Here is a 12,766-nt window from a genome sequence, read left to right on the forward strand (position 1 = left end):
GATGCTTTCGCTGGCGATGCTTTTCCCGCAGGCTCAGCGCCCGTCCAGTCGCCGGCCCAGCGTTTCCACGGCCTGCGTTTCATAGCCGAGCGCGGCATAGAACGCCTTGGTGGCCAGGTTCTCGGCGCGCACCATCAGCATCAGCTTGGGGCAGGCCCGCGCCGTCATCCATGCCTCCGCAGCGTGCATCAGCATGCGGCCCAGACCCCGGCGGCGGAACGCAGGCGCCACACCCAGGTAATAGACCCAGCCGCGGTGGCCGTCATAACCGATCATGATCGTGGCGGCAGGCGCGCCGTCGATGTCGGCCACCAGCACCGCGCTGGCCGGATTTTCCATGGCCAGGCGATAGTCGGTGGCGGGATCGTTCCAGGGCCGCGTCAAGCCCGCCGCCTGCCACAGGGCAATTACCGCAGGAGCATCGGCGGGGCCTGCTTCGCGCAGCACGGGCTGGGTCATCGGCGGTCAGCTTTCGCCAAGTTCCTTGGTGGACGCGTCGGCCTCGCCCGCTACCCAATAGCCGGCCGCCTTGATCCAGCGCCGGTCCAGACCGCGCGTCTCGACCAGATATTCGCGCGCGGCGCGTGCCACGCCGGCCTCGGCGGCCAGCCAGACGAAAGTGCCCGGGACCAGGTTCACCTGTGCCAGCGCGGCCAGCAACGGCGCCGAATCGGTGGCGGCCAGGCTGTCGCGATGGACCCAGCGCACGTCCAGCGTGGCGGCGCTGGCAAAAACCTGTTCGTCGGCCGGCCCCGGAACGGCAGCGATCACCGTGGCGGCAACGCCCGCGGGCAATTCCTCCACCCGGCGGCCTATCGCCGGAAGGGCGGTTTCGTCGCCCACCAGCAGCCAGTGCGCGATTGGCCCTTCGATCACCTGGGAGCCGCGCGGGCCGGCGACGACGATGGGATCGCCCACGCTGGCCGCGCGGGCCCAGTCGGAAACAGGGCCGCCTTCGTGGTCGAAGAAGTCGATCGTCAGGGTACCGGCCGCACGATCGTGATGGCGCGGGGTGTAATCGCGCAGCACCATCTGCCCCTGCGCATCGGTGACGATGATCTTGACGTGATCGTCGGGCGCGCCGCTGACGAAGCCATCGAGTTCGGGGCCTTGCGCCACGATGCGGATCATGTTGGGCGTAAGCCGTTCGTGACGGACGATACGCAGCGTGCGCCGCGCCAGTTCGTGGCGCAGGCGGCGGATCGCGGGCACAGACGTGTCGGCGGCTTGGGTTTCGATGGTCATTGTCGCGGATCCTCTCTCAAGGAAGCGCAATCCACCTTCGAGCGCGCTTTGGCAAGCCCCGCGGCAACTTCGGGATCGGCCAGATCAGGATTGCTGTTCGTCAAGCACCAGCTGGCCGGTTTCCCCCGGGTCGAGCGCGGCCAGAAACCGGGCCAGCCACCACATCACGTCTTCCTTCAGCACCACGTCCATCAGGGCCTGCCAGCGGGCCTGGCGCTCGGCCAGCGGCATGGTCAGTGCCTGGGCAAGGGCGTCGGCGATCTCTTCCGGGCTGTAGGGATTGATCAGCACGGCTTCGCGCAGTTGCACGGCGGCGCCGGCAAAGTTCGACAGGACCAGTACCCCCGGATCGGCCGGGTCCTGCGCGGCGACGAATTCCTTGGCCACCAGGTTCATCCCATCGCGCAGGGGCGTGATCAGGCACACCTTGGCCGCGCGATAGACCCCGGCCAGCACATCGCGCGAATAGCCTTTGTTGACATAGCGCAAAGGCACCCATTCCACGCTGGAAAATTCGCCGTTGATCCGTCCCGACAGGGCATCGAGGCTGGCGCGGATTTCCTGATAGGTCTGCACGCTTTCGCGGCTGGGCGGGGCGATCTGGAGCAGGAAGACCTTCTCGTGCAGATCCTCCCGCTGCGCAAGCAGGCGCTCGTAGCCGGTGAAGCGTTCCTGCAGGCCTTTGGAATAGTCCAGGCGGTCCACGCCCACGATCATCGCGCGGCCGCCCGCGCTTTGCTCCATCCGGCGGCGCATGTCTTCGGCAACCGGGCTATCGGCCGTCTGAGCGAATTCGCGGGCATCGATGCCGATCGGGCAGACCACGGCCCGCAGCGTGCGTCCCTGCCAGGAAATCGCCCCGTCTTCGCCGATTTCCGCGTCTGTCTGCCCGCGCACATAGTCGAGAAAGCCTTCCAGCCAATCCGGAGTGTGAAAGCCTACCACGTCATAGGCGAACAGCGATTCGACCAGTTCCCGGTGATTGGGCAGGGACACCATCAGGGCCATCGGCGGCCAGGGGATATGCAGGAAAAAGCCGATGCGGTTTGCCACGCCCCGCTCGCGAAGTCGGTGGCCCAGCGGGATTAGGTGGTAATCATGCACCCACACCAGATCGTCTTGGGTGATCAGCGGCAGCAGCGTATCGGCAAAGCGGGTATTGACGCGTTCATAACCGTCGACAAACCCGCGTTCGAATTCGGCAAGGCTGACGCGGTAGTGGAACAGCGGCCACAGCGTGCGGTTGGCAAAGCCATCGTAGTATTCGTGGATGTCCTGCGGTTCCAGATCCACCGTCGCGGTGGTCACGCCGGCCGATTTCTGAAAATTGATATGGCCGGTGAAGCTTTCGGTTTCCCCGCCCGACCAGCCGAACCAGATGCCGTTGCTTTCGCGCAGCACGGTCGACAGTGCGACGGTCAGCCCGCCCTGGTTGCCGGGTTCGTCCTCGCTGGGGGGCTGGACGCGGTTCGAAACGACGATCAGGCGCTTCACCTCACGGCACTCCATGGCTTGCTCAACAAGCCGGCGCAATTGATCAGGCCGACGAGCGAGTAGGTTTGCGGGTAATTGCCCCACAGTTCCCCGGAAACGGGGTCGATGTCTTCGGAAAGGAGGCCGGCGGCGGTGCGTCGCGACAGCATCTCGTCGAACAGCACGCGGCCTTCTTCGGCACGACCGGTGGCATGCAGCGCCTCGGTCAGCCAGAACGTGCAGACATTGAACGCGGTTTCGGGCAGCCCGAAATCGTCTTCGCTGGCATAGCGCAGCATGTGGCTGCCCCGGCGCAAGCCTTCCTCCACCGCGCGCAGAGTTCCTCCAAAGCGGGGATCGTCGGGCGGCAGGAACCGCATGTCGAGCAACTGGATCAGGCTTGCGTCCAGATCGTCGCCGCCGAACGTGGCGGAAAAGCGCTGCGTTTCCGGGCGCCAGGCGCGTGCTTCGATCGTGGCGCGGATGGTGCTGGCTCGCCCCTGCCAGTAAGCGGCGCGGTCAGGCAGGGCGAGCGCGCTCGCGATCGTGGCCAGCCGGTCGCACGCGGCCCAGCACATCGCCGCCGAATAGGTGTGGACATGGGCGCGCGTGCGCAGTTCCCACAGGCCCGCATCGGGCTGGTCATAGACCTGGAAGGCGCGCTCTCCCACGGCTTCCAGCGCTTCGAAATCGGCCATGCCGGCCATGCGGTAAAGCCGCTGGTCGATGAACGCCTGGGTGTTGCACAGCACGATCTGGCCATAGGCATCGTGCTGAATCTGTTCATAGGCCTGATTGCCCACGCGCACCGGGCCCATGCCGCGATAGCCGGGCAGCGCCCCGGCCACGCGTTCGGTCAGGCGGTCTTCGCCGCCCAGCCCGTAGAGCGGCTGGATATGCCCGCCCCGCGCGCTTTCCACCACGTTGCGCAGATATTCCAGATAGCCTTCGAGCACATCGAGCGCGCCCAGCCGGTTGAGCGCCTGGATGGTGTAATAAGCATCGCGGATCCAGCAGAAGCGATAGTCCCAGTTGCGCCCGGAATCGGCGTGCTCGGGAATCGAGGTGGTCAATGCCGCCACGATCGCGCCGGTTTCCTCGAACTGGCAAAGCTTGAGCGTGATCGCCGCGCGGATCACCGCCTCCTGCCATTCCAGTGGCGTTGCCAGGCCGCGGGTCCACTGCCGCCATTCCGCGATCGTGCGCGCCAGCATTTCCTCAAGGCCGTGGCCCAGGTCGTTGGCAAAGCTTTCATCGGGACCAAGGAAGAAATAGAGCGTGCGTTCCACCCGGAACGGGCGCTCGTCGTTTATCCAGCCTATTGGCGCATTGGTGGTGAGGCGCAGGGTGATGTCCTGAAGCAGATAGCGGGTGTGATGCGAACCGCTGGTCTGCGCGGGCACGGCCGCACCCCATTCGCTGGCCGGCCGCAGGGCAACGCGGATGCGGGGGCTGCCGGCCAGGCGCCGCACGATCCGGGCAAAGGCCACCGGACGGTACATGCGGCCATGGTTCCGGTAGCGCGGGCAGAAATCCACCACTTCGATCGTGCCGCCCTGGGCATCGGTGTGGCGCGTCACCAGCACTGGCGTGTTGCGAATGTAGTGCTGGGTAATGGACACGGCATCGTCCAGGCCGATCGTCCACAAGCCCCGCGCTGCCGGATCGATCGCGGGTTTGTCGTCCAGCAGCGCGCAGAAGGCGGGATCGCCGTCGAGGCGCGGCACGCAGCCCCAGACGATGCTGCCCGCCCGGTCGATCATTCCGGCCACCTGGCAATTGCCGATCGGCCACAGATCAACGCTCGCCTGCCTCATTCACGGGCCTCTGCCGGGGTATCGGCGAACGTACGCAGGAAAGCGCGAACGGCGGCCGGCGATGGCAGCGCCAGCGTGGCGGCGGTGCTGCTGCCGTCGAGCGCACGGGCGCCCACCAGAACACCGTGCCCGCCCAAAGCCCGGGCTGCGGCAAAGCCGGCCTCGTCGGTCAGATCGTCGCCGAAGAACACCGGTTGCGTGCCGATCATGCCATCGCGGGCCATCAACCGGCGCACGGCCTGGCCCTTGTCGCCGCCGGGCATGCGCAGTTCCACCATGTCCTTGCCGTGCTGGATCTTGAGCGCGTGGACATTGGCCAGATGTACGGCCAGCGCCTGGGCCGGTTGGCGTGCGTCGGGGGCCAGGCGCCAATGAAACGTCACCCCGTACGATTTCTCTTCCACCAGGCAGCCTGGCCAGGCACGGGCCAGGGTGGCGAAATCGCGCGCCACATCATCCAGCACCGGCAGGCGTTCGGGCCGGGCCAAGGTGTCGTTCCAGCGATATTCCAGGCCGTGACTGCCGGTGACCGGCAAAGCCTGGGCAATCGGACCGAGAATGCGGTCGATCTGCGCGAGCGAGCGGCCACTGACGATCGACAGCCGGCCATCGAGCCGCTGCGCCAGATCGGCGAGCAGCACCCGTGTGGCGCCATCGGCCCGGACGGCCTCGGGATCGTCGGCCAACTCGAGCAGGGTCCCGTCGAGGTCGAGAAACACGGTGCCCTGGTCGAGCAGGCGGCGGCATGGCGCGGGAAGCAGGGCGGGCTGGGTGGCGATCAGGGAAATGACGACGCTCCTTGGCGCTGGCGGCTGATGCGCTGCACCAATGGCGAGAGGGCGGCTTTGTTCCCGCTGACGTCAGGCTGCGCCCGGTAAGCAATTGTTTCAAAACGCTGCGTTGTGAAACGGCGAGCGGCCTGTCTGTCTTTAGAGGCGCGCCGGAAAATAGGGCGCGGGATCGCGCGGCACGTTGTCGCGCCGCAATTCGAAATGAAGCGTGGGGCGCCTCGCTTCCCCGCTTCTGCCGATATGGGCGATCGGCTGGCGCGCGGCAACCATCTGCCCTTCCTTCACGTCTACCCGGCCGAGATAGGCATAGGCGGTGACCCAGCCGCCGCCATGATCGATCAGGATCAATTGGCCGAACCGCTCCGGCTCCTGCCCGGCAAAGATCACGCGGCCCGCGGCGGCGGCATAGACCATCGTGCCGGGGAAAGCCGCCAGATCGATGCCGTTGTTGGGACGGCTGCCCGATCCCCCGGCGGCGGCCACGCCATAGCGGCCGATGATCGCGCCCGACGTGGGCCAGGCCAGGCGCGGCGCGCCTGCTTCGCGGGCAGGGGCGTGTGATGGCGTGGGCGCGGGGCGTCGCGGCGGGGCCGGGGGCTGCGGAAGCGGCGCACGGTGCTGGGCCGGTGCCGGCGCTCTGGCTGTTCCGGCGGGCGACGGGCGGCGCAGCACTTGCCCCTGGGTGATCAGATAGGGCAGCGGCACATTGTTTTCGGCGGCCAGGGCCTGCATCGACACCCCCATGCGGCGGGCGATCGCAGCAAAGGTATCGCCTGGCTGCACCACATAAGTCCAGGCGATGATCGGCCTTTCCGCCGCCAGCGCCAGGGACGGAGGCTGCCGGGGCGGCACCGGCCGCTGCGCCGTAGCGGGCGCGACCGGCAGCAGCGCGAGCAGGAAGCCCAGGCCATGCCGCCGCGCGCGTGCCATGGCTTCAGCTTTGGGGGATCAGGCGGGTGATCCCGCCCATATAGGGCGCTAGCACACCCGGTACGTCGACCGAACCGTCTTCCTGCTGATAGTTTTCCAGCACGGCGACGAGCGTGCGGCCTACGGCCAGCCCCGATCCGTTGAGTGTGTGGACGAACGCGGTGCCTTTACCGCCGCCGCTCTGGTCATGGTCCGGGCGATACCGCGCGTTCATGCGCCGCGCCTGGAAATCGCCGCAATCGGAACATGAAGAGATTTCCCGATAGCTGCCCTGTCCCGGCAGCCATACTTCCAGATCATAAGTGACGCGCGCGGAAGGGCCCATGTCGCCCGCGCACAGCAGCAGCTTGCGATAGGGCAGGTCCAGCGCCTGGAGCACGGATTCGGCGGCAGCCGTCATCCGTTCGTGCTCGGCCTGCGCCTCTTCGGGGCGGCAGATGGTGACCAGCTCCACCTTGTCGAACTGATGCTGGCGAATGTAGCCCCGCGTATCGCGCCCGGCCGCGCCCGCTTCGGAACGGAAACACGGCGTCAGCGCGACCAGGCGCAACGGCAGCGCAGCGGCGGGCAGAATCTGCTCGCGCACCGAGTTCGTCAGCGACACTTCGGCCGTGGGGATCAGCCACCGCCCGTCGGTGGTGCGGAACAGGTCTTCGGCAAACTTGGGAAGCTGCCCCGTGCCGAATGCCGCTTCGTCCTTCACCAGCAGCGGCGGGGCACATTCCACATGGCCGTTCACCGCGGTCTGGTGGTCCAGCATGAACTGCGCCAGCGCGCGCTGCAAACGCGCCATCTGGCCGCGCAGAAAGGTGAAGCGCGCGCCGGAAATCAACGCGCCTGTTTCGAAATCCAGCCCCAGCGCCGGGCCGAGATCGGCATGCTCCCTGGGCGCGAAGGCGAAAACGCGCGGCGTGCCCCAGCGCGCCACTTCCACGTTGCCGGCCTCGTCCTCGCCGTCGGGTACGTGGTCCGCAGGCAGGTTGGGCAGCGCGGCTAGCGCGGCGGCGGCCTGCGCGGAAAGCTGGCGTTCTTCGTCTTCCAGCACGGGCAGCGTGGTCTTGAGCGCAGCCACTTCGGCCTTCAGCGCTGCGGCCGTGTCCCCGTCGCCCCTGGCCATGGCCGTGCCGATCAGCTTCGATGCTTCGTTGCGGCGGCTCTGCATTTCCTGAAGGCGGGTGGCCAAGTCGCGCCGGCGCGCGTCGAGTGCGAGCATATCGGCCGAAACCGGCGCCACGCCGCGGCGGGCAAGGGCAGCATCGAAGCGGTCGGGGTTTTCGCGGATCAGGCGGATATCGTGCATGGTGGCCGCGCTATGCCCGCAAGGGCGCGGGGATGCAATCGGGCTTGGGCATTTGCACTTGTCTGCCTGCCGCCGATGCGCAAAGGGTCGCGCCATGAACCAGACCCAGCCCCACACTGCGACACCGGACGCACCGGGCCTCGATATCCAGGTGTCCGATGCGCTCGGCATCGTCACGCTTGCCAATCCGCCGCTCAATTTCCTTTCGGTGGAGCTTCTGGGCGCGATCGCCGATGCGGTTGAGGCGATGGACGCAGACCGGCAGGTGCGCTGCATCGTGCTGCGCGCGCAGGGCAGGACATTTTGCGCCGGCGCGGATCTGGTGAGCGGCGCGGCGGGTAGAAACGGGCCGGAAGGGCTTGCCGCCATTCGCCGGCTCTACGATCATGCCCTGCGCCTGTTTTCCCGGCACAAGCCGATGGTCGCGGCAATAAACGGCGCGGCGGTGGGAGCCGGGCTGGGCCTGGCGCTGGCGGCCGATTTCCGCGTCGCCAGCCCGGACGCCCGGTTCTGCGCCAATTTCGTGGCACTGGGCTTTCACCCCGGATTCGCGATCAGTTGTACCCTGCCGCGCGTGATCGGCGCGCAGCGCGCCGCCTGGATGATGCTGTCCGCCGAACGGGTGAAAGCGGAACGGGCACTGGAGTGGGGCCTGGTCGATCGCGTGGCCGCCGCGGATGACCTGGACGAAGCAGCTCTTGCCATGGCGCACCAGATCGCCGCCAATGGCCCGCTCGCCCTGGTCGACGTGCGCGCCACGCTGGCGCGCGGCCTGGCAAAGGACGTTGCAGCCGCACTGGACCATGAACTGGCACGGCAGGCGCTGCTGCGCGAAACCGCCGACTATGCCGAAGGAGTGGCCGCCGTGTTCGAACGCCGCGCGGCGCACTTTACCGGGCGATAGCGCGAAACCGGATGTCGAGGGGCACCGGCTGCCGCCATGGGCCGCGGGCCGATGGTGGGCGCGACAGGGATTGAACCTGTGACCCCACCCGTGTGAAGGGTGTGCTCTACCGCTGAGCTACGCGCCCGCCGACGTGGCGCACCCGCGGCGGCGATCATGGCCGGTCCCGGGTGTGGAGCGGGCGTCTAATGGCGTTGCACAGCGTTGACAAGTGGGCATGTGAAGATATTTCGCTCAACCATGACCGATGCAATCGACACGCCCGATGATGCGGGCAGCCCCGCCAATGCCGCCACGACCGGGGCAGACCTGCCGCCCGACCGGCTGGCGATCAACCCGCGCAGCCCGTTCTTCGATGCGGAGAAACTGGGCCGCGGCGTAGGCATCCGCTTCAAGGGCGCCGTGCGCAACAATGTCGAGGAATATTGCATTTCCGAAGGCTGGGTGCGCGTCCAGGCCGGCAAGACCATGGATCGCAAAGGCAATCCTCTGACGATCAAGCTTTCCGGCCTGGTAGAGGCCTGGTACGAAGATCTTGGCGAGACCGCGCCGGTGGCCAGGGCCTGAACGGCAGCGCAAGTTTAGCGACGGCTGGGGTAACTCAGCGCGCGCGACCTGTGGCGTTGCCGCGGCCCATGCGGCTGGCGATGATGCGGCCGATCGGGTCGTCGGCCAATGATGCCGCGGCCGAGACCGGGCGGGGCGCGGGCGTGCGCTGGCGCACGGCTGGCCCGGGTGCCGGTTGCGCGTCCCCATCCCTGAAGAAATCGTCCCTGAGGAAATCGGCGTCGATGCGGCGGCGGGGGCCGCCCGGCGCTGGCAGCGCGGCCAGGGTCTGGCGGGGCATCGGCATGCCTTGCGTGGCAGGGCGGCCGAATGACGCCGTGGTGAGCCGCAAGGGCGCACCGATGCCCGGGCGCCTCGGGGGCATACGGTTGTAGATAAAGCCGTCGACCGGCCAATGCGTGGTGCCCAGCGCCTGGATCGGAGCATACCAGACGCGCACTTCGCTCCAGTCGTTGGCATCCGAAACGTCGACCGCGCGGACATCGTCTTCGCGTTGCCCGCGGGCGCCATTGATCGGAGACCAGTTGGCATGGCACAGCAGGACGGTGCGCGAATCGATCACCCGGCTGACCATGGCGACATGGCCCAGGCGCATCGCGCCATAGGGGTGAAAACTCATGACCGCACCCTGCCGGGGCACGAAACCGCGTTCGTAGCGGCCGGCCGCCTGATCCCACCAGGTATGGGCATCGCCGTAGAGCCGGATGCCGGAGACCTGGCGTGCATAAGGCACGCATTGCAAGTAAGGGAGCGCGCCGGTATCGCCGGCCTGGTCGGACGACGCGTCGTCAGCCGCATCTGGGCCGGCGATGACCGCGAGCGGCGCGGCGATGGCAGAGCCAGGGGCAAAAAGCCCCGCGATCGATACCGCTCCCGCGATTGCCCCCGCAATCAGGCCCAGCGGTTTTGTTCCCGTCCAGCACACCATGACGGCCTTTTGCGGGGGAATGGTCAATATTTGCCTGACCATGATGGTTAACGATCACTTTACGATCTGAACCGATGCATCGTCGCGGCGCAACGCCTGCTTGCCTTTGGCGTAAAGCCGGGCCAACGGGGGCTATGCGACCCCAGGTTATCATCATCGGGCGGCCCAATGTCGGCAAGTCCACGCTGTTCAACCGGCTTGTCGGCAAGAAGCTGGCGCTGGTGGACGATCAGCCCGGCGTAACTCGCGACCGTCGTTTCGGCGACGCCACATTGCTGGGCCTGGAATTCACGATCGTGGATACGGCCGGTTGGGAAGACGAGGACCCGTCGAGCCTGCCGGGACGGATGCGGATGCAGACCGAAGCCTCGCTGGAAGGGGCGGACGTGGCGCTGTTCGTGATCGATGCGCGCGCCGGTCTCACCCCGCTTGACGCGGAAATCGGCCGTTACCTGCGCGGGTACGACGTGCCGGTGATTCTCGTTGCCAACAAGGCCGAAGGGCGCGCGGGCGACCATGGCCTGTTCGAAGCGTTCTCGCTGGGCTTTGGCGATCCGGTCGGGATCTCGGCCGAACATGGCGAAGGCATGGGCGATCTGTTCGAGGCCCTGCTGCCCCATATCGGCGAGCCGCCGGACGAGGACGAAGCCGTTTCCGAGGAGGACGTCGAATACGACCCCCGGGCCGTGCTCAAGCTGGCAGTGGTGGGCCGGCCGAATGCCGGCAAATCCACGCTGATCAATCGTTTTCTGGGCGAAGACCGCCTGCTTACCGGCCCGGAGGCCGGCATTACCCGCGATTCGATCGCCATCGACTGGACCTGGATCGATCCCCGGGATGGCGACGCCCGCCCGATCCGGCTGATCGATACGGCGGGCATGCGCAAGAAGGCGCAGGTGATCGACAAGCTGGAAAAGCTGTCGGTTGCCGATGCCCGGCGGGCGATCGATTTTGCCGAAGTGGTGGTCCTGCTGCTCGATGCCACGCGCGGGCTGGAGCACCAGGATCTCAAGATCGCCGCAATGGTGCTGGAAGAAGGGCGCGCCCTGCTGATCGCGATCAACAAGTGGGACGTGGCGCAGGATGCCAGCGGCCTGTTCAACGGCGTGCGCCAGGCCCTTGACGATGGCCTGGCGCAGGTGCGCGGCGTGCCGCTGGTGGCGGTTTCGGCGCGCACCGGCAAGGGGCTGGATAACCTGCTGGCCGCGGCCTTCACTTTGCGCGACGCATGGAGCCGGCGCGTGCCGACCGCCGCGCTCAACCGCTGGTTCGACGATGCCCTGGCTGCCAATCCGCCACCGGCGCCGGGCGGGCGGCGCATCAAGCTGCGCTATATCACCCAGGCCAAGACACGTCCGCCGGGCTTCGTGCTGTTCGGCACGCGGCTGGACCAACTGCCCGAAAGCTATCGCCGCTATCTGATCAACGGCATTCGCCGGGACCTGGGCTTCGACGCCGTGCCGATCCGGCTTACGCTGCGCAGCCCCAAGAACCCGTTCGACAAGAAGTGACGGCCGGCCTTCCCCGCAACCTGGCGGAGGCAGTGTGGCGCGCGGGCCAGGGGCGTTGCCCGCGCTGCGCCGAGGCCCCGCTGTTTGCGCGCTGGGTCAGGCCGCAATCGCAATGCCCGGCATGCGGGCAGGTGTGGGACGGCCATCGTGCCGATGATTTTCCGCCCTATCTGGCGATTCTGGTGACGGGCCATGTCATGGCGCCGGTGATCGTCACGCTTGGCCTCCACACCGCGCTTCCATGGCTGGCGATGCTGGTTCTGTGCCTGGCCATGACGATCACCCTGGTGCTGGGCTTGTTGCAGCCGGCCAAGGGCGCGGTGATCGCCTTGCAATGGTGGCTGGGCCTGCATGGTTTTGCCGGCGCGGCCGGCAAGGGCATGGCTGGCGCACAAATCCAGCCCGAGCAAGATGTCGCGCCTGTCCGCAACGAATCGTAATAGCTGGCCAAGCGCCCTTCGGCGCTTGCCGAGAACGCTTCTGTGCGCAAGATAGGCCGGAGTGACCTGCGATCACGCCGGGAACCGAGGGAGCGCATCTGCGTAGCACTGCCATGCTGGCCACACGTCTTGCCCCGTCCATCGTCCTTGTCGAAGACGATGGTCCGCTCCGCACGCTGGCATCGCGCGCATTGCGCGAACATGGCTATGAAGTTCGCCCCGCGGCAACCGGCGCGGAAATGTGGGTACTGCTCGACAGTGCCCCGGCCGATCTCGTGGTGCTCGATATCATGCTGCCGGGCACCAGCGGGATCGAACTGTTCCGCAAGCTGCGCCGATTGAGCGACGTGCCGATCATTTTCATTTCCGCGCGCGGCAGCGAGGAGGACCGTGTGCTGGGGCTGGAACTCGGCGCGGACGACTATCTGGCCAAGCCGTTCGGCACGCGCGAACTGGTGGCGCGCGTGGGCGCCGTGCTGCGCCGCGGCGCGCAGGGCGCCGACGGCCTTGCCACCACGGAGCCTGGCGAGCGCGCCAGCGAGATCCAGTTCGACGGCTGGACCCTGTCGCTCGCCCGGCGCGAACTCCATGCGCCGGGCGGCGTCATGGTCGATCTGACGGGCGCCGAATTCGATCTGCTCGCCACGTTCGTGGCCCAGCCCCAACGCGTGCTGGGGCGTGAACGGTTGATCGAATTGTCGCGCACGCGGCTGGGCGACAGTTCCGACCGCAGCATCGACGTGCTGGTCTCGCGCCTGCGCCGCAAGTTGACCGCGGCAGGGGGCGAGGCGCCGATCGCTACGGTGCGCGGGGTGGGCTACATGTTCAAGGCCCAGGTCGTCAGGAATTGACGCCCCGCA

13 protein-coding genes and 1 tRNA gene are annotated in these 12,766 nt (G+C 67.4%); 5 read left to right on the plus strand and 9 right to left on the minus strand.

Annotated features, from left to right (window positions below; all coding sequences use genetic code 11):
* Nucleotides 1-33 precede the first annotated feature (33 nt).
* The 7 genes from AC3EDY_RS07825 to serS all read right to left on the minus strand — a co-directional run bounded on the left by AC3EDY_RS07825 (nucleotide 34) and on the right by serS (nucleotide 7,556).
* Complete coding sequence (locus AC3EDY_RS07825) at nucleotides 34-459, minus strand: GNAT family acetyltransferase (protein ID WP_488571926.1); 426 nt, start codon at nucleotides 457-459, stop codon at nucleotides 34-36.
* 6 nt (nucleotides 460-465) lie between these two features.
* Nucleotides 466-1,245, minus strand: coding sequence for a siderophore-interacting protein (locus AC3EDY_RS07830; RefSeq protein WP_488571927.1), 780 nt, complete (start codon nucleotides 1,243-1,245; stop codon nucleotides 466-468).
* Between the two features lie 84 nt (nucleotides 1,246-1,329).
* On the minus strand, nucleotides 1,330-2,739 hold the full coding sequence (locus tag AC3EDY_RS07835; RefSeq protein WP_488571928.1) for an alpha,alpha-trehalose-phosphate synthase (UDP-forming): 1,410 nt from the start codon (nucleotides 2,737-2,739) through the stop codon (nucleotides 1,330-1,332).
* Nucleotides 2,736-4,535 (minus strand): glycoside hydrolase family 15 protein, encoded by a 1,800-nt coding sequence (locus AC3EDY_RS07840; protein ID WP_488571929.1) that lies wholly within the window; start codon nucleotides 4,533-4,535, stop codon nucleotides 2,736-2,738. The genes AC3EDY_RS07835 and AC3EDY_RS07840 overlap by 4 nt, the downstream gene beginning before the upstream one ends.
* Nucleotides 4,532-5,254 (minus strand): trehalose-phosphatase, encoded by a 723-nt coding sequence (gene otsB, locus AC3EDY_RS07845; RefSeq protein ID WP_488571930.1) that lies wholly within the window; start codon nucleotides 5,252-5,254, stop codon nucleotides 4,532-4,534. Before otsB ends, AC3EDY_RS07840 begins: the two co-directional genes overlap by 4 nt.
* Before the next feature lie 210 nt (nucleotides 5,255-5,464).
* Nucleotides 5,465-6,256, minus strand: a complete 792-nt coding sequence (locus AC3EDY_RS07850) for a peptidoglycan DD-metalloendopeptidase family protein (protein WP_488571931.1) — start codon at nucleotides 6,254-6,256, stop codon at nucleotides 5,465-5,467.
* A gap of 4 nt (nucleotides 6,257-6,260) precedes the next feature.
* Nucleotides 6,261-7,556, minus strand: a complete 1,296-nt coding sequence (serS, locus tag AC3EDY_RS07855) for a serine--tRNA ligase (protein WP_488571932.1) — start codon at nucleotides 7,554-7,556, stop codon at nucleotides 6,261-6,263.
* Between the two features lie 94 nt (nucleotides 7,557-7,650).
* On the opposite strand from serS, the gene AC3EDY_RS07860 reads away from it, so the two are divergent.
* Nucleotides 7,651-8,460: an enoyl-CoA hydratase/isomerase family protein gene (locus AC3EDY_RS07860; protein WP_488571933.1), complete on the plus strand. Its 810-nt coding sequence runs from the start codon at nucleotides 7,651-7,653 to the stop codon at nucleotides 8,458-8,460.
* A 52-nt stretch (nucleotides 8,461-8,512) separates the two neighbouring features.
* Here the strand turns inward: AC3EDY_RS07860 and AC3EDY_RS07865 are convergent.
* A tRNA-Val gene (locus AC3EDY_RS07865) sits at nucleotides 8,513-8,587 on the minus strand.
* A 113-nt stretch (nucleotides 8,588-8,700) separates the two neighbouring features.
* Here AC3EDY_RS07865 and AC3EDY_RS07870 point away from each other — a divergent pair.
* Nucleotides 8,701-9,027, plus strand: a complete 327-nt coding sequence (locus AC3EDY_RS07870; RefSeq protein ID WP_488571934.1) for a DUF3297 family protein — start codon at nucleotides 8,701-8,703, stop codon at nucleotides 9,025-9,027.
* A 34-nt stretch (nucleotides 9,028-9,061) separates the two neighbouring features.
* Here AC3EDY_RS07870 and AC3EDY_RS07875 read toward each other — a convergent pair whose 3' ends face one another.
* The gene (locus AC3EDY_RS07875; RefSeq protein WP_488571935.1) at nucleotides 9,062-9,997 is read right to left on the minus strand and encodes a CHAP domain-containing protein; all 936 of its coding nucleotides are present in this window, start codon (nucleotides 9,995-9,997) and stop codon (nucleotides 9,062-9,064) included.
* A 92-nt stretch (nucleotides 9,998-10,089) separates the two neighbouring features.
* On the opposite strand from AC3EDY_RS07875, the gene der reads away from it, so the two are divergent.
* The 3 genes from der to AC3EDY_RS07890 all read left to right on the plus strand — a co-directional run bounded on the left by der (nucleotide 10,090) and on the right by AC3EDY_RS07890 (nucleotide 12,757).
* Nucleotides 10,090-11,466 (plus strand): ribosome biogenesis GTPase Der, encoded by a 1,377-nt coding sequence (gene der / locus AC3EDY_RS07880; RefSeq protein WP_488571936.1) that lies wholly within the window; start codon nucleotides 10,090-10,092, stop codon nucleotides 11,464-11,466.
* A complete protein-coding gene (locus AC3EDY_RS07885; protein WP_488571937.1) occupies nucleotides 11,463-11,906 on the plus strand; it encodes a DUF983 domain-containing protein in 444 nt (147 codons plus the stop codon). The genes der and AC3EDY_RS07885 overlap by 4 nt, the downstream gene beginning before the upstream one ends.
* Before the next feature lie 113 nt (nucleotides 11,907-12,019).
* On the plus strand, nucleotides 12,020-12,757 hold the full coding sequence (locus AC3EDY_RS07890) for a response regulator (RefSeq protein ID WP_488571938.1): 738 nt from the start codon (nucleotides 12,020-12,022) through the stop codon (nucleotides 12,755-12,757).
* The last annotated feature ends 9 nt before the right edge of the window (nucleotides 12,758-12,766 follow it).

This window comes from Novosphingobium sp. DS6-6, assembly GCF_057784975.1.